Origin of the sequence: Psychrobacter sp. TWR1-1-1 (assembly GCF_049895865.1) — a bacterium.
Taxonomy (GTDB): domain Bacteria; phylum Pseudomonadota; class Gammaproteobacteria; order Pseudomonadales; family Moraxellaceae; genus Psychrobacter; species Psychrobacter immobilis_A.
The window spans coordinates 163948-182316 of record NZ_JAFCTE010000002.1; the positions used below are offsets into that span (position 1 = coordinate 163948).

Annotated in this window: 17 protein-coding genes; 12 read left to right on the plus strand and 5 right to left on the minus strand. The window is 42.7% G+C overall.

Features of this window, described 5'->3' with window-relative positions:
- The first annotated feature begins 758 nt into the window (after positions 1–758).
- The 4 genes from ACP69U_RS02765 (at position 759) to ACP69U_RS02780 (ending at position 5981) form a co-directional block, all read left to right on the plus strand.
- Positions 759–2081 (plus strand): GNAT family N-acetyltransferase, encoded by a 1323-nt coding sequence (locus ACP69U_RS02765; RefSeq protein ID WP_426137759.1) that lies wholly within the window; start codon positions 759–761, stop codon positions 2079–2081.
- Positions 2082–2146: 65 nt separating this feature from the next.
- Positions 2147–2650, plus strand: a complete 504-nt coding sequence (locus ACP69U_RS02770; protein ID WP_426137760.1) for a chorismate--pyruvate lyase family protein — start codon at positions 2147–2149, stop codon at positions 2648–2650.
- 458 nt (positions 2651–3108) lie between these two features.
- Positions 3109–4365 carry a serine hydroxymethyltransferase gene (gene glyA / locus ACP69U_RS02775; protein ID WP_109592392.1) on the plus strand — a complete coding sequence of 419 codons (1257 nt, stop codon included), beginning with the start codon at positions 3109–3111 and terminating at the stop codon, positions 4363–4365.
- 233 nt (positions 4366–4598) lie between these two features.
- Entirely contained in the window at positions 4599–5981 is a 1383-nt protein-coding gene (locus tag ACP69U_RS02780) for a hypothetical protein (RefSeq protein WP_426137761.1), read from the plus strand.
- A 74-nt stretch (positions 5982–6055) separates the two neighbouring features.
- On the opposite strand, the gene ACP69U_RS02785 is transcribed toward ACP69U_RS02780, so the two are convergent.
- The 5 genes from ACP69U_RS02785 to ACP69U_RS02805 all read right to left on the minus strand — a co-directional run bounded on the left by ACP69U_RS02785 (position 6056) and on the right by ACP69U_RS02805 (position 10434).
- Positions 6056–6304 carry a DUF2164 domain-containing protein gene (locus ACP69U_RS02785; protein WP_045443523.1) on the minus strand — a complete coding sequence of 83 codons (249 nt, stop codon included), beginning with the start codon at positions 6302–6304 and terminating at the stop codon, positions 6056–6058.
- Positions 6305–6446: 142 nt separating this feature from the next.
- On the minus strand, positions 6447–7721 hold the full coding sequence (gltS, locus tag ACP69U_RS02790) for a sodium/glutamate symporter (protein ID WP_045453577.1): 1275 nt from the start codon (positions 7719–7721) through the stop codon (positions 6447–6449).
- 89 nt (positions 7722–7810) lie between these two features.
- Complete coding sequence (locus tag ACP69U_RS02795) at positions 7811–8179, minus strand: barstar family protein (RefSeq protein WP_045453580.1); 369 nt, start codon at positions 8177–8179, stop codon at positions 7811–7813.
- Position 8180: 1 nt separating this feature from the next.
- Positions 8181–8951, minus strand: a complete 771-nt coding sequence (locus ACP69U_RS02800) for a ribonuclease domain-containing protein (protein WP_426137762.1) — start codon at positions 8949–8951, stop codon at positions 8181–8183.
- 181 nt (positions 8952–9132) lie between these two features.
- Positions 9133–10434: a glutamate-5-semialdehyde dehydrogenase gene (locus ACP69U_RS02805; RefSeq protein WP_426137763.1), complete on the minus strand. Its 1302-nt coding sequence runs from the start codon at positions 10432–10434 to the stop codon at positions 9133–9135.
- A gap of 449 nt (positions 10435–10883) precedes the next feature.
- Here ACP69U_RS02805 and ACP69U_RS02810 point away from each other — a divergent pair, with 449 nt between their 5' ends.
- From ACP69U_RS02810 to ACP69U_RS02845, 8 genes are all read left to right on the plus strand, one after another.
- Positions 10884–11207, plus strand: a complete 324-nt coding sequence (locus ACP69U_RS02810) for a hypothetical protein (RefSeq protein WP_426137764.1) — start codon at positions 10884–10886, stop codon at positions 11205–11207.
- A 405-nt stretch (positions 11208–11612) separates the two neighbouring features.
- A complete protein-coding gene (locus ACP69U_RS02815) occupies positions 11613–12410 on the plus strand; it encodes an ABC transporter ATP-binding protein (protein WP_045443533.1) in 798 nt (265 codons plus the stop codon).
- Positions 12411–12721: 311 nt separating this feature from the next.
- Complete coding sequence (locus tag ACP69U_RS02820) at positions 12722–13522, plus strand: transporter substrate-binding domain-containing protein (RefSeq protein ID WP_198329618.1); 801 nt, start codon at positions 12722–12724, stop codon at positions 13520–13522.
- 32 nt (positions 13523–13554) lie between these two features.
- Positions 13555–14481, plus strand: a complete 927-nt coding sequence (locus tag ACP69U_RS02825; RefSeq protein ID WP_109590919.1) for a transporter substrate-binding domain-containing protein — start codon at positions 13555–13557, stop codon at positions 14479–14481.
- A gap of 102 nt (positions 14482–14583) precedes the next feature.
- Positions 14584–15495: an ABC transporter substrate-binding protein gene (locus ACP69U_RS02830; RefSeq protein ID WP_404641225.1), complete on the plus strand. Its 912-nt coding sequence runs from the start codon at positions 14584–14586 to the stop codon at positions 15493–15495.
- 457 nt (positions 15496–15952) lie between these two features.
- On the plus strand, positions 15953–16687 hold the full coding sequence (locus tag ACP69U_RS02835; RefSeq protein ID WP_045453595.1) for an ABC transporter permease: 735 nt from the start codon (positions 15953–15955) through the stop codon (positions 16685–16687).
- 12 nt (positions 16688–16699) lie between these two features.
- The gene (locus ACP69U_RS02840) at positions 16700–17425 is read left to right on the plus strand and encodes an ABC transporter permease (protein ID WP_045443544.1); all 726 of its coding nucleotides are present in this window, start codon (positions 16700–16702) and stop codon (positions 17423–17425) included.
- 200 nt (positions 17426–17625) lie between these two features.
- Positions 17626–18342: a fumarylacetoacetate hydrolase family protein gene (locus ACP69U_RS02845; protein ID WP_426137765.1), complete on the plus strand. Its 717-nt coding sequence runs from the start codon at positions 17626–17628 to the stop codon at positions 18340–18342.
- The last annotated feature ends 27 nt before the right edge of the window (positions 18343–18369 follow it).

An 18369-nucleotide genomic window follows, 5' to 3' on the forward strand; every position in this document is an offset into this window, starting at 1 on the left:
CCTGCTTAGAATTTCTCTTCGTTAAGCGGCAGTTTGACTGTCTTGTCTGAACGACCTGCTCATATGAATGACTTAAAAATAGAGTGCGGACGCTACATCATAGTTAACTGATTATAAATCTGATACGATGTCAATATCGCATAATGAACTAAGTGTAGTGTTTTCGGTTGTTTCTAATATGTCTTAATTACATTAAGCTGTTAAGAGCCTTATTCTACCAGTCATCGATAAAAATTTCATCCTTTCTATACAAACACTGCCTGCTAATATTCGTCATAAAACGATGAATAATACAATCATTATTCAAAAAACTGCCAGTCATATCATAGATATGAGTCGTGACTAAGTGATTCTTACTCTTCTGTCAGAAATGAGCTGACAAACCAAATTATCTATGTTTTTAGAGATGATTTTACTGGGGTAGCTTTTATTATCGAGAGCGCATTGTTACCTATTTTATTCTTCTTATCTGAAAGCTATGAGAGCATAATTGTGACAGAGGATAAGTAAAATTTTGCTAAGCTAGTCGTATCAAAAATAAAATATATAAAAAACTAGGGTGTGTCCTCATCTTAAAAATAGTGATAAAAATGAGATAAATTGCTGTCAAACGAGGAAAGTCGCGCAAATCATATCGAGATATTGATAGGCTATTTGAAGATGTTTGGCAAAATTCAGTCGTTTTTAAACCATTTAGAGGGTATTAGATTGTATTAAGGGCACGCTCTAGGCACATCGAAAAATAAATAGTGAGCACTATGAGTTTACAATATGCATTACTCAATGATACCAGCTGGCAGAATCAAACAGACTGGCAAACGCCTGATACTCCTTTTATGTCGTTTGCTTTTTGGCAGGCGTTAGCCGATACTGGCGCGATTGGCGAGCAGGCAGGATGGTTGCCGCTATTTGTTTTGGTTCATCGTGTTGCCGATAGCGAAAACCACACCTCGATTAAGCAAGCCGCGCAAACAGTCACGCATCCTATTGCGGTATTGCCCGTATTTATAAAAGGTCATCATCGCGGCGAGTTTGTTTTCGATCATTCATGGGCAGAAGCCTACGCGCGTTATGGTATGGATTATTATCCAAGGCTGGTCACCAGCGTGCCCTATACACCGATTACGGGTCAGCGGCTATGGTTAGCAAAAGGTGAAACGTTGACCAGTGACATTATAAAGACAGCTATCGCGGGCGTCGACGATATTGCTCAGCAAGTGGTTGCCTCAAGCTGGCATGGGTTATTCGTCACGCCTGAGCTGGCTAAGATTGCGACGGCATCTATGCCAACGGATATTGAGATAGCGCATTTGCTAGCAGCTCAGGATAATGGTGTAGAATCATCCGAAATTGATATACCTATACTAGAGCGACAAGGATGTCAGTTCTTATGGCAAAATAAAGACTTGCTACAAGACTTTCAACCGTTTACTGATTTTGAAGCATTCTTAGCGACGCTAAAAGCCAAAAAACGCAAAACCATCCGTGCTGAGCGTCGTAAGGTCGCCGAGCAAGGCATCAGCTGCCAACGTAAATGCGGTGATGCTATTACCGATGAGGACTGGAAAGCCTTTTATCATTGTTATGTGATGACTTATGCGATACGTGGACAACAGCCTTATTTGACAATAGATTTTTTTATGGCACTGGCAGCGACTATGTCTGAGCACTTAATGCTCGCACAAGCGTTAGACAGTTCTGGTGAAATTATAGCCAGTAGCTTGTTTTTATACGATGATCGCCATAGCGAAAATGCCACTCTTTATGGTCGCTATTGGGGGGCACTGGGTGAGTACGACAGCTTACACTTTGAGCTGTGTTATTATCAAGGTATTGAGTTTGCCGTCGAGCAAGGGCTTAAGTATTTTGATCCGGGTACGCAAGGCGAGCATAAGCTGGTTCGTGGTTTTATTCCAACGACGACACACTCCATCCACCGTATTTATGACCCACGTTTTGTGCCAGCTATCGCCAATTTTTGCGCCCAAGACCGTGAGCACATTGCGCAGTATCGTCAGCAGGCATTTGAGGCATTGCCCTTTAATGCGGATAATATGCCAGCCTTTGATAACAATCAATAGGCTTTGCTTAATACGCCTGACGCTCGCTTTCTTTTTTATTATTATGTCACTATTAGTCGTTAATTATGTCCAGTACTCCTTTTATTTGTCTTACCCATTTTTCTCCTCCTAGTGAGCTACTCTCGTGGCTCAATGTCGCAGGCTCTCTCACGGCGGTGTTGGAAGTGAAAGCAGGGCAGCCCTTGCGCGTGGAGCGTAGCTTTGAGGGCTACCGATTGCTGTCATTGGCACAAAAAAAACAATTGAATGTCACAGGTGCCATGCTGAATCGTCCCATGCTAGCATGGGTGCGTGAAGCGCAACTATATGGCAATGACGCACGCCCGTGGGTGGCCGCGCAAAGTATCTTTCCGTTACCCAGTCTCAAAGGTCACGCCCGTCGTCTACAGCAACTCAAAGGCACACCCATCGGTTATGTGTTATTTAAACGCAGTCGAACTTTGCCCAATCAGCGTTTTATCCAGCAGACAAGTGAGGGTTGGCAACGGCAAACACGTTATGATTGGTATGGTCGCCAGCTGCTGATCAGCGAAACTTTCTTGCCAGCATTTGTCGCTACTGACAGTTAAATATCCGTTAAGTAGCCAGTCAATAGATAAATGTCGCTACTAATCTGCTGACTAACGACAGGCTAGGAGCAGTATGATAGCGGTAAACCATTTATTTTATTGGCTATTTATCTGCGTTATATCACCATTTAATTCACTCAGCTTACAGTGAGGTTTTTTTGCGCTCACCGCACAAATTTTCATGTTACACTTAATGTTTAGCGATGATTTTGATGCCAGCGCGTATCGAGTTTATTGCCGAATTGGACAAGTTAATGACAGGCCTATTGCCTCTGCTTACTCCTACTTATCTTTGCTAATAGACTCAATTCACAATAATGGTCGTACCATAAAACTGAGCGTAAAAGTACCGCTGGTACTTTGAGCGACGTTGACACAGTAATCGTTTTATTGTGGGCAGCCTATAAGCTTCTTTTCAACGACATTTTTCAATGACAGTCACTACCTAGGACATCACTATGTTTAAAGATATTTCTATCAAAGATTTTGATCCAGTACTTGCTGAAGCGATGGCTGCAGAAAGCGTTCGTCAAGAAAACCATATCGAATTGATTGCGTCTGAAAACTACTGCTCGCAAGCAGTGATGGAAGCGCAAGGCACAGATCTAACCAACAAATACGCTGAAGGCTATCCTGGCAAGCGTTACTATGGTGGTTGTGAGCATGTAGACGTTGTAGAGCAATTGGCGATTGATCGTGCAAAAGAGTTGTTCGGTGCTGAGTACGTCAACGTCCAGCCACATTCTGGTAGCCAAGCAAACTCTGCCGTATTTTTAGCGTTACTTGAAGCAAATGACACCGTACTAGGCATGAGCTTAGACGCAGGTGGTCACTTGACTCACGGCGCACACATTAACTTTTCAGGTCTGAACTACAATGCCGTACAGTACGGCTTGGTCGAAGGCACTGGTCTTATCGATTATGACCAAGTTGAAAGTTTGGCAAAAGAGCATAAGCCTAAAATGATTATTGCTGGTTTTTCAGCGTATTCACAGGTAGTCGATTGGGCACGTTTCCGTGAAATCGCTGATGAAGTTGGTGCTTATTTGCTAGTAGATATGGCGCACGTTGCTGGTCTAGTTGCTGGTGGTGTTTATCCAAACCCAGTACCGTTCGCTGATGTGGTAACAACGACTACGCACAAAACCCTACGTGGCCCACGTTCAGGCATGATTTTGGCGCGTGATGAAGTACTTGCTAAAAAGCTCAATTCTGCCGTATTCCCAGGTAACCAAGGTGGCCCGTTGATGCATGTCATCGCGGCAAAAGCGGTTTGCTTTAAAGAAGCGTTAGAAGCTAACTTTTCTACTTATCAGCAGCAAGTGGTCAAAAACGCTAAAGCGATGGCAAAAGTGGTTCAAGACCGTGGCTATGAAATTATCTCTGGTGGTACTGAAAATCATCTCATGCTGATCAGCCTCGTTAAGCAAGAAATGACAGGTAAAGAAGCAGACAAATGGCTTGGCGATGCGCATATTACTGTGAATAAAAACGCTGTACCAAATGATCCAAAATCTCCGTTCGTGACTTCTGGTATTCGTATCGGTACACCAGCAATCACTACTCGCGGCTTCAACGAAGCGCAAGCGGGTGATTTGGCAGGTTGGATTTGTGATGTACTAGATAGTCGCGGTGATGAAGCCGTCGCTACTGAAGTACGCGGTAAAGTAGAAGCGATCTGCAAAGAGCTACCAGTTTACGAAAAAAATCAGTAAGTCTTAACTGACTCTTTTTGAGAGCTGTATAACAAAAACCGCTTAGCTTTTGCTAGGCGGTTTTTTATTCAAAAAATATTTTGACTTTTTTATTTTAATAGTATTTAATGAATTACCTTTTGGATGAAAGGTTCACTACTGGATAGTAGTATTTTAAATTCTCGGATGAGGATTGGCCAAAGAAGTTAATATTATTACCCAATCCTCTCCTAATTCTATTTAGGAGATATAAATTGTTAAAAAACTCAAACCCTATCATCAAACTTTCTAGTTTTAGTCATACTGATACCTCGAAGTCTGAATATGTAGATTCAGTTAGAGGATTCATTAAAGCTAGTGATCTTCCAAGAATATCAAATGTTCTTAAAATTGATTCTAACCCTAGAAAACCAAGAGAAAGTAAAGTAACTAAAGACATCATTGCTTCTTTAGAAGAAAGCCCGCAAATATTCCACTTAATGACAAAAGGTTTATTAATTTCATGTTCTAAATGTGAAGTTCTAGATCGTGGTCGTATACGGATAGAGTCCTATGACAATCAGTATGCACAATCTGGAATATTAGATGGTGGCCATAACACATTTGCGATTCTCAAATTTATTCTGCAAACACTAAATTTTGATGTTCAGAAATTGAGAGAGTGGGATGATGTTATTAAAATATGGAGAGATAATCTTGATCAAATAGTCTCAATGACTGGCGATACAAGTGATGAATTAATTGTAAAAGCATTAGACTTTTTAATACCTATCGAGTTCATATATCCGAAGAAAGGCGATGATAAAGATTCTTTAAATGGATGGGGTATAACGCACAGCAATATTACTCATGCTCGTAACAACAATGTTGAGTTAGTACAGGCTGCAAAAGATAATCATCAAGGATATTATGACTACCTAAAGGCTGTATTACCGCAAAGTGTTTCAAAGGCAATACAGTGGAAAACTAATGATGAAGGTAATATTCGGGTAGCAGATGTTTTAGCATTGACATTAATACCTTTGAGTGTTTTGCCATCTAGCATTGTTGGAACTAATTTAGAAAGTAATCTTTCTAAAATTTATAACAGTAAATCTTATTGTGTAGATACTTTTAAAGATATTTTAGATCAGCATGGTGAAAGAATCGGAAGTAATAAGTTTGAACTGAAAAATGCTTCTATTGAAAGCGCCTTAAATTTAATGCCAGAAATTTTAGAGCTTTATGATTTAATTTATTCAGAGTTCCCAACAGCATATAACACTAATGAAGGTAGTTTTGGTCGTATGGAAGTGGTAAAAAAATATGATCCGAAAAAAGCTGAAAATGGGAATGCTAAGTATTTAAATAAACAACCTAAAACTAAGTATTTTGGTCGTGATTGTGACTATAATTATGCTGATGGTTTAATAATTCCGCTTGTAGTAGCATTAAGAGAATTAATTGAATTTGATGAGCATAATGAAACTTTAAAATGGCGAGTAAAAAATCCTATTCAATTTATTAAAAATAATTTAGGTGATATTACTAAGATTTATGGCTTAGTTATCAAAATGTCTGATTATAATCCTCAGCGTATAGGTAAAACATCTAATAGTTACGATCTAGCTGCTACTGCTATAAAGAGTAAGCTGTAACTAAATTTTAAATGCTATTAAAAAAACCGCTTAGCATTTGCTAGGCGGTTTTTTTGTGTCGTAGAAAATAGTAGCTAATCCTTCTTCAGCGCATGACTGTCTTCTAATATGCCCATAAACCTCTCATATAACCAAGGCTCAGCATCATCGATGGCTTGGTTATATATTTTAGAGCCAATCAAGTCCACTATAAAATCGAATAAGAACTTGGCAGGCAAATTACCGATATCCAAATCAAACTCTTCGCTCATATAATCTCTCAAATTATCTAACAGCGCTTCTTCCTCTTCTTTCGATAACTTGATAAGTTTGTCTTTACTCATATCATTCTCTCAATACTAGGTAATGATCTAGCTTAGTTCAATCATACCTTTATAGGAAGGTTGAATAACCAATAAAAAAGGCTGGGTTACGATAGTGTAGCCCAGCCTTATTCAGGTTAATTCGACTTTATTGCTTATAAAATTACATAAACGGCAGTTTAGTAAATATCTGCAAGATCGTCGCGTTGACGATATCGACAAAGAATGCACCAACCATTGGCACAATCAAAAACGCCTTAGGCGAAGGCAGATAGCGATCCGTGACCGCCTGCATATTGGCAATCGCCGTTGGCGTCGCACCCATACCGAAACCACAATGTCCAGCTGACAAGACCGCTGCATCATAGTCTTTACCCATCACCTTAAAGGTTATGAAATAGACATAAACAACCATAATGACCGTCTGTACCAGTAAGATAATCAACACAGGGCCTGCCAAATCAGTCAGCTGCCATAGCTTCAATGACAGCAGCGCCATGGCTAAGAACAGACTCAAAGAAGCGTTACCAAATACGTCGATAGAGCGATCAAACATATCAAAATTAAAGATAGTGGTTAAGACATTACGAATAATCACACCACCTGCCAACGCCCAAACGAAGGTAGGTAGCTCAAACCACGTGCCTTGCGCAACAAGCGTCATGACATCGGCGAAAGCCAACGCTGCGGCAAACAATGCCAATGTTTCGATAGTAGATGAGGCGGTGATAAAGCGCATGCTATCAGGTCTTTCGAAAATTTCTTTATTGCTACTCGCCGAATCTTCATCATGTTTGGTGCTATAAAGCGACTGCGCGCCAGCGACTTTTTCGATGTCACTAGGATTGGGATTGGCGGGTGTTGGTTTTAACCCCAGCTTTTGAATCAGGCGACGGGCAACAGGACCACCAATGATACCACCAGCGACTAAGCCATAGGTAGCAACGGCGATACCAAGTGTCGTTGCACCGACCACACCATAATCTTGCTCCAAGGTGATACCCCAAGCGCCTGCCGTACCGTGACCACCAGTCAGGGCGATAGAACCTGTCACTAATCCAAGTAGTGGATCAAGTCCCAACGCGCTTGCCATGGCCACACCAACGACATCTTGCAAGACGATAAAAACGGACACAACGATGGTAAAAATCAACAATGGCGTACCACCGGCTTTGAGTCTACTAAAATCAGCACTCAAACCAATAGAGGCAAAAAACATCAGCATGGTAGCCGTCTGTAATCCTTGATGAAAGTTAAAACTATATCCCCAAATGATATTTAGAATATAGACCACTATTGCCGCGACCAAACCACCAGCAACAGGCTCTGGAATGTTAAAATCTTCTAAGAATTTAATTTTCTTGACCAAAAAGCGCCCAAGCAGCAGCACTAGAGTGGCTAGTATCAGCGTGTAATAGCCGTTTAGGGTAATTTCCATATATTAATCCTTTCTATAAAAATAAATTAACCTGAATTCGGGATAAATATGGTTTTATCTCGAATTCAGGTTTGTGTGGTGATTGGCGACTAGGCATCATCCACGGACGGCATAATAACCCATAATTGCGGCTTGCCAAAATCTCTGTAGGCATCTTCAATGATGCTTTTGAAAACATTAAAATCTTCGGTGTTTATTTTTTTCACCGCTGTTAGATCCAGCATCAGGTGAGTCACTTCGCTGTCCGTTAAACAGTCCCATGCGCTATCCCAGTTATGTGAAAAATAGCTGGGAAAATCACAGGCATTGGCTAAGTTTGTTAATAATGTGGTTTTATTAAGTATCTCGTCTACCGGTATGTTAACAGTCTGAGCGGGCATGCTAGCATTTAGTGCTGTAGTTTTTTGGTTAATATCTTGGTCAAAACCCAGATTAATATAGTGGATGGCTTTACTCATATTATTTTACGTCCAGTCTGCGAAAGCTATCATAGTGATCAACGGTTAAGTAATATACGGTCGGCGGATGACCACCTGTGACGATACGCCGTGCAGCGCGATGTGACACGCCAGGGGTCGGCACGGTATATTCGCGGTAGTAGCCTTGCGACTGCGTGGGCAATCTGCCCTCACGATTATAAAATGTCGTGCCATCTTTATGAGGATAAGGAAAAGGCCCGCCTCGTTGAATAAGGACAATGGTATTGTCTATCTGAGCATCGCCCGTGACGCCGCTTATCTTTGCTGGCTGTGCCTCTAATGAGGTTTGTGATACCGTCGTTGGGTCAATACTATCGGTCAAAAACCCAGACGACAAATCACCAAAAAAGTAAACAGCGACGGTAATAAGAGCAATCAAACTAAATAGGGTAGAGCCTAAGCTTCTCTTGTTTTGGTTGCCACGCTGACTATGGCGATTGTCACGGGTAGTGTGTCGCGAGTTTTTGTTATTATCAGTAGAGTTGTTTCGGCTGTTAGTATTTGAATGGTGATTGGCTATATTTGAGTCTGGAGTGGCTAAAATACTCAATTCGTTGGAAGTGACTTCAGTGGCTCGTAGTTGGTTTTTATCATTACGCTCACTATTAAAATAGACGCTTTGACCGACGGTTATTGGCTGTGATAATCGCACTTTACTCACATGAAAAAACACGTCTTCACTTTGATTGTCTACATCGATAAAGCCATAGCCTTTATCTGAATTCCAGTGCTTGATTTTACCACTCTGCATAAGCCCAATTTCCTATCGCTTGTTTTATTATCGTGCCGCATGACTTCTACCATACACATGTTTTTGATGCCGCATATATAACATATTTGACACTACTAAAAAACGCCAGCAACTGAGCTGGCGTTTTTTTGTGGATTATACGTTAAATGAGAGAGTGGATGATAGGCTAAGCGATAAGACGTTAGGCGCGAGTCTCACCATGACCATAAACGATCCATTTCTGTGAGGTGAGACCTTCAAGTCCTACTGGGCCACGAGCGTGGATTTTATCGGTCGAAATGCCAATCTCAGCACCCAATCCATACTCAAAGCCATCGGCAAAACGGCTAGAGGCGTTAATCATGACGCTCGCTGAGTCGACTTCACGGATGAAGCGTTGCGACTTGGTATAGTTGTCGGTAATGATAACGTCGGTATGATGGCTGCCATGAGTGTTAATATGTTCAATGGCTTCGTCAATACCTGACAAAACTTTTACCGCTAAGATAGGCGCTAAATATTCGGTATCCCAATCCTCAGCAGTGGCCGCAGACAGATGTCCAGCAAGCTTAGCATTGTCATTTAAGATGGCTTGCGACTTGTCATCAAGGCGCAATTGCATCGCATCATCAGCGGCGATGATGGCTTCGGCAATCTTTGGCAATAGCTCACCCGCAACTGATTCGTCGATCAATAGCGTCTCCATAGTATTACACGTACCGTAGCGATGGGTTTTTGCATTGACGCTGACCTTGATGGCGATTTCGGCATCCGCATCACTATCGATAAAGGTGTGGCAGTTGCCATCTAAATGCTTGATGACAGGAACGCGAGCATCGCGGCTGATACGCTCAATCAACCCTTTGCCACCGCGTGGGACGATGACATCGACATAATCTGTCATGGTGATCAGCTCGCCGACAGCAGCACGATCCGTCGTTTGTAATACTTGCACACTGTGCTCAGACAGCCCGACTTTTTGTAGTCCTTCCAAAATACACTTGGCAATCGCTTGGTTGGATTCAAACGCTTCAGAGCCGCCGCGCAAGATAATAGCGTTGCCTGATTTTAACGCTAATGAAGCCGCTTCTAAGGTCACATTAGGGCGCGACTCATAGATCATACCGACCACGCCGAGCGGCACCCGCATTTTACCTAAATGAATCCCTGATGGCTGATAGGTCATGTCAGTGACTTCGCCGATAGGGTCTGGTAATGAGGCGACATCTTTTAACCCTTGGAGCATGCCGTCAAAGCGGGCATTATTTAGTTCTAAGCGATCCAGTAAAGCTGCCTCTAAATCGTTGCTTTGTCCATTATCCATATCGATTTTATTGGCGGCCAAAATATCTGATTTGGCCTCTTTTAACACATCATGAATCGCCATTAATGCTGAGTTTTTGTCACCAGTGTTTGCCGCAGCCAGCACACGAGAAGCCGCTCGTGCTTGCTTGCCGACAGCTTGCATATAGGCAGTAACGTCTGTGGTATTCGATTGACTCATAAATTATTTTCCTTATGTTATAAATGTTTTAAGCAAATGAAAGCGCCCAAAAAGGCGAAAATGTGGCAAAAAGATGATTTTGATACCTGTCAGGTATTATGCTATTTAACATAGAGGAGATTGAGGCGATAGTAAAGATGATTTTGTGAACAGTGCCTACTTTACATAGCGTGTATGAGCATGGTCGTCGCGTCATTTTACTGACTTTACTATTACTGAGTCCTTGCCATTTCATGACACAAGCACCGTTTTAGAGAAAGCAAAAACGCAAACTTTCGGTTACGTGGTTTTAACAGAACTGCGTTTTAACTACTAAGGTAGCTAGCATTAATCATACGTATAGTAGAGCTTAACGGTGCATCATAAAGCAATTAAAGGGCAGACATTCATGTACGAATGGTTGCTCGTCAAATACAACTTAACAAATGAAATAATGATGGAGAATAAAAATGGCTATTAGAAATGACACTATCGACAACACCACGCGTAAAAGCTTGCTGACAGTTGGTTTGGTTGCCGCGGCATTGACATTGGGCGCTTGCGGTAAGAAAGAAGAAGCGCCTATGGAAACTGCTCCAGCCGTTGATGCACAAACAGCGGTAGAGGATGAAGCTACTGGTGTTGCGACAGCAGGTGATGGCGATGATATTGCAGTTGCTAGCGCCGATGATGGCATGGTAGTGGGTAATAATGATGATGTGGCGGTGGCAACAGCAGATGACGCCGAAGTGCTAGATGGTACTGAGAGCGAAGAACATGTCTCGACGTATTAAATCGCTATCTTGATTAACTAGTTATCATTAGTTGATGATATAAGCGAATAAAACTAGATAATCAGATAAAACTACGCCCAGTACACGAAAGTGATAAAATAAGGCTCAGCGCTGTAAATACAGTCTGGGCTTTTTTATATTAGCTATTTAGTGTCTTATTAGTATGTATTTACCACTGATTGAGCATTGATTCAGCGTTGATTGAGCATCTGGTTCAATACAGGATTTGCCTTTTTGCTGTGTAATAAGAGACAATGTGGCATTTTTTCTATTTGTGTCACGAATCATTGCCTTATCACAATAATGCTATGATTTATGCTGATACTATTTATGCTGCCTATGCCGCTATTTTTTATTTGTTTTTATTCGTGTTTTCACTCATATTTATTGGAAGTCTGCTGAACCATGCTTGATATTGCAAAAGATCCGACTCGGCCTATCGCCTTAGATTTACAAGACGTCCATAAAAGCTATGGCTCATTGGCAGTGCTAAAAGGGGTGTCCCTTACCGCATATGACGGTGATGTCATCTCTATTTTGGGCTCATCAGGCTCAGGTAAATCTACCTTGCTGCGCTGCATTAATTTGCTCGAAAAGCCCAATCAAGGTCGTATTATTATAGGTAATGATGAGCTGATGCTCAAGCCTGCCAAGTCAGGTGAGCTGCAAGCAGTCGATATCAAGCAATTGGAAAACTTGCGTGCGCGCGTGGGTTTTGTCTTCCAAAACTTTAACTTGTGGCCGCACAAAACGATTTTGCAAAACATCATCGAAGGGCCAACGCAAGTTTTAAAGATTAAAAAAGATCAAGCCATTAGCGATGCTGAAAAGCTGCTTGATAAAGTCGGTTTGCTTGATAAAAAAGACGCCTATCCAGCGAATTTATCTGGCGGTCAGCGTCAGCGTGTCGCTATTGCTCGTGCGCTTGCCATGCAGCCACAAGTGCTGCTATTCGATGAGCCAACCTCAGCCTTAGATCCTGAGCTGGTCAATGAAGTGCTCGCTGTCATGCGTGAGTTGGCAGAAGAGGGGCGCACTATGCTTATCGTCACCCATGAGATGCGTTTTGCGAGAGAAGTATCAAGCAAAGTGGTGTTCTTGCATCAAGGCGTGATTGAAGAGATTGGCACGCCTGAGCAAGTTTTTGATAATCCTACCTCTGAGCGTGTCAAAGACTTTATGGCATCGCATCGTCAGAACTAGCCTCGTATTTAGTATCCGTTTTATATGCAAAAATGGGGTGGTAATATTCTTACCACCCTATCGTCATTTTATTTTAAGCATAAAATTACTGCTTAGTAAGCAGCGTTGACCGTTTATTACTCGTTAATAACAGTCGGTATGTAAAACGTTTGTTTTTGATATTTTACTCAGGTATTATCAAAAGGTTTACAGGTGGTCGATAATGACGGCTGCTTGTGTATTCTGCTATCTATATTGCTTGTCTGGCAGGGACGTCAGAGAACAAAATATCAGAACCCTACATTAAAAACCCATCAGAATTTAAGGAATGTATGATGTCGAATTCTCGCCTATTGTGGTCATCGATGACCGTTACCGCCGCATTGATGCTGAGCGCCTGTAGTCAACCGGCTAATGAAACTACTGATAGCAACACTGACGCCGCTGCAGCAGAAACGGCTGGCAAGACCATTCGTATCGCGACTGAAGGTGCTTATCCTCCTTTTAACTACACCAATGCTGATGGCAGCTTGGCAGGCTACGATATTGACGTTGCCAATGCCTTATGTAAACAGATGCAAGCCAAATGTGAAATCGTCGCTCAAGATTGGGATGGTATTATTCCAGGTCTTTTAGCACAAAAATATGATGCAGTGATTGCAGGTATGTCTATTACACCTGAGCGTCAAGAAAAAGTCGACTTTACCGAGCCTTACTTTGCTAATACGATGGTTTGGCTGACCGATACCAAAGGCAGTTTTGATCCTATGGCGATCAAAAACTTGACACTTGGTGGTCAACGTTCAACCACGCCTGGCGCTTATTTACAAGATAACTATGAAGGCAAAGACGGCAATACTGTGCAGTTGTATGACAATTATGACAATGCTTATCTGGATCTAAAGTCTGGTCGTAGCGATGCAGTATTGGCGGAAAAAGTCTCTGCCAAATCATGGTTGGCAGACAACCCTGAAGGCTTTGGTATCGTTGGTGACGAAATTGACAATGACGACAATATTGCCATTGCTGTTCGTAAAGGTGACGCACTCAGAGACGACTTTAATAAAGCACTCAGCGAAATCCGTAGTAACGGTGAGCTGGCACGTCTTGAGCAAGCGAACTTTGGTCAATAATCTTCTGATTGAAAAATGAAGGAATAGCAAACATGACAATATCAATGACATCATCATTAAAAACTAAGGCGCTTTGGCTTGCGCCATTAAGTGCCGCGATGCTTATGCTGGCTGGTTGTAATAATAGCGCCACGCCAGAAGATGGTGCGGCAGCTGACACCACAGCCGATGCACCTATGAACATAAAAATTGCCACCGAATCAAGCTATAAGCCGTTCAGTTATACCGATGCTGATGGCAAGTTAATTGGTTATGAGATTGAGCTGGTCGACGCTCTGTGTGCACAAATGAAAGCAAAATGTGAAGTCATCTCACAAGATTGGGATGGCCTCATTCCTGGTCTAAATGCCCAAAAATTCGATGCAATTATCGCAGGTATGTCGATCACGCCTGAGCGTAAAGAAGTGGTTGAATTCACTGACCCGTACTTTCACACCGGCATTATCTTGATCGGTAAAAAAGGTGATGACATTCGCGTCGATGCATTAAAAGGTCAGCCCATTGCCTCACAGCGCTCAACCGTTGCTTCACAGTACTTGCAGGATGAACATGCAGATGCTGATATCAAGCTTTATGATACCCAAGACAATGCGTATCTGGATCTGACTTCAGGTCGCGTACGGGCAATGATGTCCGATAAAGTCACTGGCATCGATTGGCTAAAAACGGATGCTGGTAAAGACTATGAAGTCAAAGGACAAGAAATCAGCACCGACGAAGATGCCATGGGTATCGCGCTTCGTAAAGGCGATCCATTGGTCGCTAAGTTCAATAAAGCGTTGGCTGAATTAAAAGAAAACGGTACTTATGATCAAATCACAGGCAGCTATTTTGGCACCAGCTCTACCGCTGCTGCGCAAAAAGCCGTGGCAACCACCGACGTAAAGGAAGTGATGGTGGTTGAAGGTGATGATGCTGTTGAAGTGAAAGAAGAATCAGCTGAAGCGGCGACTAACTAATATCATAGCTCATCTCTGTGCTCGGCTGATATGGCTGTCACGTATGGCGATATTCACTCATAGAGATGAGTGTTATTTTACTCACAAACCCCAAGGATGATCATGAACAACCATTTTGACCAACACCGTGCAATCGCGAACGCATCCGTTATCAATGGCATCAAGGCGCGGCGTTTTTCAGCGCACTTGCTTGCGATGGCGACGCTTTTAACCTTAGCAGGGTGTAGCAATGGTCAAAATGATGCAAATGATGCTGTCAGCCCAGACGCCGCTGAGACCGCAGCGACGGGTGATGTGTTACGTATTGGTACCGAAGGCGCTTATGCCCCCTTTAACTATACCAATGCGGATGGCACTCTTGGTGGTTTTGATGTTGATATTGCCAACGCTATCTGTGCCGATATGAAGGTAACATGTGAAATCACAGCGCAAGATTGGGACGGTATCATCCCCGGTCTAAAAGCGGGTAAGTACGATGCGATTGTGGCCGCCATGTCGGTGACGCCTGAGCGTGAGCAACAAGTCAGCTTTACAGAGCCGTACTTTAGCAATACCTTGGTGTTTTTGGCCAAAAAAGACAGCAGCTTCGATCCTAGCAATAGCGATGATATCAATGCGCATTCTATTGCCGCTCAGCGCTCGACCATTTCTTCGCAGTGGTTAGAAAAGGTTTATCCCAATGCTGACATGAAGCTTTATGACACGCTAAGTAATGCGTTTTTGGATTTGGGTTCGAATCGTGTTGATGCGATGGTGTCTGATAAGCTGCCAGCGCTAGAATGGCTTGGCTCCACCTCAGGCAGTCAGTATGCGCTCAAAGGTCAAGAGATTGACATCAATGATAATTTTGCCATCGCGGTGCGTCCAGGCGATGCATTGCAAGCAAAAATCAATAAGTCATTGGTCAATATTAAAGCGGATGGCACTTACGATAAAATCAATCAAAAATATTTTGCGATTCCAGCATCAAGCTCAACGGTCACTACTGAGCCGACAGAAAAACCTGCTGAATAAGTCTTAAAATATGTTTAGCACTATTGCATCGTAACCGTGAGAATAGTGATTTTAATAGGTTAGTTTGAATTCCATTTCATAGAAAGGGTATTGCTTCAATAGCGATATCCTTTTTTTGTTTTTTATAAAAAATAGTTCGGTCTTGTGCTATTGACTGTTCGGTTTGTAAAAATATGACTAATCTAATGCATTTTTAAGAAGATAAGCGTCTATTTAAGCACTGCTTTTACGTGTGAGTATTAACATAGCTGGCAGCGAATATGATAAAATCAGCGCTCATTTCTACTGTGTCAATTTCCGCCGCAATAATCGTATTGATTTGACGTCGATCTATGACGCAAAGCACCAAGGTCTATTTGGTATAAAATACGCTTATCAGCAGCGCTCAGCGATTGATGCTGATTCTTTTAACTCATATTTTGCAAATTGCTAATATAAAGAGACTGAGTGGATAATTGTGTTTGATTTACAAGGATTTGGCGCGCTACTACTGAGCGGCGCTACCGTCACCATCAAGCTTGCCATGACCAGTTTAGTCATCGGCATGGCTTTAGGGCTGCTCGGTGCCACAGCTAAGCTGTCCAACGTCTGGCTGCTGCGTAAAATTGCGACTGTATATACGGCGACAATGCGCGGTATTCCAGAGTTGCTATTGGTACTGTTTATCTATTACGGTGGCTCTATGCTGCTGATGACGATTCTCAAAAAATTCGGCTATAACGAATATGTTGAGATCAGTGCCTTTTGGGGTGGCGTGATGGCGTTGTCTATCGCGTTTGGCGCTTATGCGACTGAAATTTTCCGCATGTCGATCCAAGAGATTCCGATAGGGCAGAAGGAGGCGGCGCAAGCGATTGGTATGCGTCCTTTTCAGACGTTTTATCGCATTACCTTGCCACAAGTTTGGCAGATTGCGTTGCCAGGATTGGGCAATTTGTTTTTGGTGTTGCTCAAAGATACCGCATTGGTATCGGTCGTGGGTCTCAAAGACATCATGTATCAGGCGTCACGTGCCGCCCAATCAACGCAGCAGCCATTCACTTTTTATATGGCAGCGGCGATTATTTATCTGGGTTTAACCATGTTGATTACTGGTTTTATGATGTGGCTCGAATGGCGAGCCAATCCAGCGGCACGCTATGCTAAAAAGCTGAGCCGTCAGTCAACCCACCGTCAATCGACCATAGGATAGAGGAGAGATACTATGGATTGGAATTGGCAGGTTATTTTTGATAGTATTCCTGATTTATTAAACGGGGCAGTATTGACCGTACAGCTGGTGGTTATCTCAGGTATTATCGGTCTATTTTTTGGTTTGGTTTTAGCCCAGTTACGCTTGTCAAAAAACTGGCTGGTACAGATACTACCCTTTTCTTATATCTTCTTCTTCCGTGGCACGCCGCTGCTGGTACAGATATTTTTGATTTATTATGGTCTAGGACAGTTTGAGGCTATACGGAATTCGTTCTTATGGGAACCTGTGCTCAGTCAAGCGTATTGGTGTGCCATCATTGCCTTTACCATGAATACCAGTGCTTATTTGGCAGAAATCATTCGCGGTGCGATTCAGACTATTCCTGTTGGTGAGCTCGAAGCAGCTGACGCTATCGGTATGTCGAAATGGCAGAAGCTTACGCGTATTACCTTACCCCGTGCCTTTGGTATTGTCATTCCAGCTTATAGCAATGAAGTGATCTTTATGCTAAAAGGCAGTGCGCTTGCGTCAACCATCGCTTTGATGGATATCACGGGTGTCGCTCGAACCATTAGTGCGCGAACTTATACCTTGATGGAACTGTTCTTTGCCGCTGGTATTATTTACCTTCTATTATCATGGGTGATTCTGTTTAGCTTTAGGTTGTTTGAAAAAAGAATGAACCGCCATACAAGCTATGTACCACCTGATGTAATGACCAATACAATACCTTAATGGTTTGGCTCAAAATAATGCTAAAAAATCAATGAAATAGCGGGTTAATATCTTAATATTAACCCGCTATTCTTTTGTTTAACTGCCATTTATCTCATTTTTATGGCTACTTTTAAAATGAAGATAAGCCCTAGAAAAATAGCGACAGATAGTGCAGTATGTATGACCAAACTATCAATAATCTGCTGTGAGTGCCTAGTATGAGCCAATCACCCCATATGTCGTTAATCAATGCGATTGCTGCCAGCGTCAATGATGACGCGAGCATCGCAATGGTTAACGATAGCGTACGTGCATCCATCGGCAAGGTGGTCTGTGTCGGCCGTAACTATGCGGAACACGCCCGCGAGCTTGGCAATGAGATACCAAAATCACCCATCTTATTTATGAAACCAGCATCGTCAGTGGTCAGTGTGCGTCATGATATCGTCCGTCCCAATCCAGCGATATATGGTGAGACCCATTATGAAGCTGAGCTGTGTGTGCAATTAGCAGCAGACTTATCGGCAGCCACGCTTGGACAAGCACAGCAAGCGATAGGTGGCGTGACTTTGGGGCTGGATTTGACCTTACGTGACTTACAAAGTAAGCTCAAAGAAAAAGGTCATCCATGGGAGCGTGCTAAGTGTTTCGATGGTGCCTGTGTACTTGCTGATTGGATTGATCCGCAAGCGTTTGGTGATTTTAGTCATGTCGAATATCAGCTTTATATCAATGATGAGCTGAAGCAAGATGGTGACAGTGCCTTGATGCTATTTCCAGTTTATGAATTACTGGCAGAGATTAGCCATGCCTTTAGCTTACAAGCAGGTGACGTGATTATGACTGGAACGCCGAGCGGCGTTGGCATATTACAAGCAGGCGATGCGTTAAAATTGAAGCTCGGTGCCCATGAATGGCAGGCGCAGGTTCAATAAGTTTTTATAGCAGCACTATTTTATCAG

Bases quoted from the DNA above. Each gene is read 5' to 3' on its own strand.
- ACP69U_RS02765 (WP_426137759.1), top strand. From the start codon at position 759: ATGAGTTTACAATATGCATTACTCAATGATACCAGCTGGCAGAATCAA.
- ACP69U_RS02770 (WP_426137760.1), top strand. From the start codon at position 2,147: ATGTCCAGTACTCCTTTTATTTGTCTTACCCATTTTTCTCCTCCTAGT.
- glyA (WP_109592392.1), top strand. From the start codon at position 3,109: ATGTTTAAAGATATTTCTATCAAAGATTTTGATCCAGTACTTGCTGAA.
- ACP69U_RS02785 (WP_045443523.1), bottom strand. From the start codon at position 6,304: ATGAGTAAAGACAAACTTATCAAGTTATCGAAAGAAGAGGAAGAAGCG.
- gltS (WP_045453577.1), bottom strand. From the start codon at position 7,721: ATGGAAATTACCCTAAACGGCTATTACACGCTGATACTAGCCACTCTA.
- ACP69U_RS02795 (WP_045453580.1), bottom strand. From the start codon at position 8,179: ATGAGTAAAGCCATCCACTATATTAATCTGGGTTTTGACCAAGATATT.
- ACP69U_RS02800 (WP_426137762.1), bottom strand. From the start codon at position 8,951: ATGCAGAGTGGTAAAATCAAGCACTGGAATTCAGATAAAGGCTATGGC.
- ACP69U_RS02805 (WP_426137763.1), bottom strand. From the start codon at position 10,434: ATGAGTCAATCGAATACCACAGACGTTACTGCCTATATGCAAGCTGTC.
- ACP69U_RS02810 (WP_426137764.1), top strand. From the start codon at position 10,884: ATGGCTATTAGAAATGACACTATCGACAACACCACGCGTAAAAGCTTG.
- ACP69U_RS02815 (WP_045443533.1), top strand. From the start codon at position 11,613: ATGCTTGATATTGCAAAAGATCCGACTCGGCCTATCGCCTTAGATTTA.
- ACP69U_RS02820 (WP_198329618.1), top strand. From the start codon at position 12,722: ATGATGTCGAATTCTCGCCTATTGTGGTCATCGATGACCGTTACCGCC.
- ACP69U_RS02825 (WP_109590919.1), top strand. From the start codon at position 13,555: ATGACAATATCAATGACATCATCATTAAAAACTAAGGCGCTTTGGCTT.
- ACP69U_RS02830 (WP_404641225.1), top strand. From the start codon at position 14,584: ATGAACAACCATTTTGACCAACACCGTGCAATCGCGAACGCATCCGTT.
- ACP69U_RS02840 (WP_045443544.1), top strand. From the start codon at position 16,700: ATGGATTGGAATTGGCAGGTTATTTTTGATAGTATTCCTGATTTATTA.
- ACP69U_RS02845 (WP_426137765.1), top strand. From the start codon at position 17,626: ATGAGCCAATCACCCCATATGTCGTTAATCAATGCGATTGCTGCCAGC.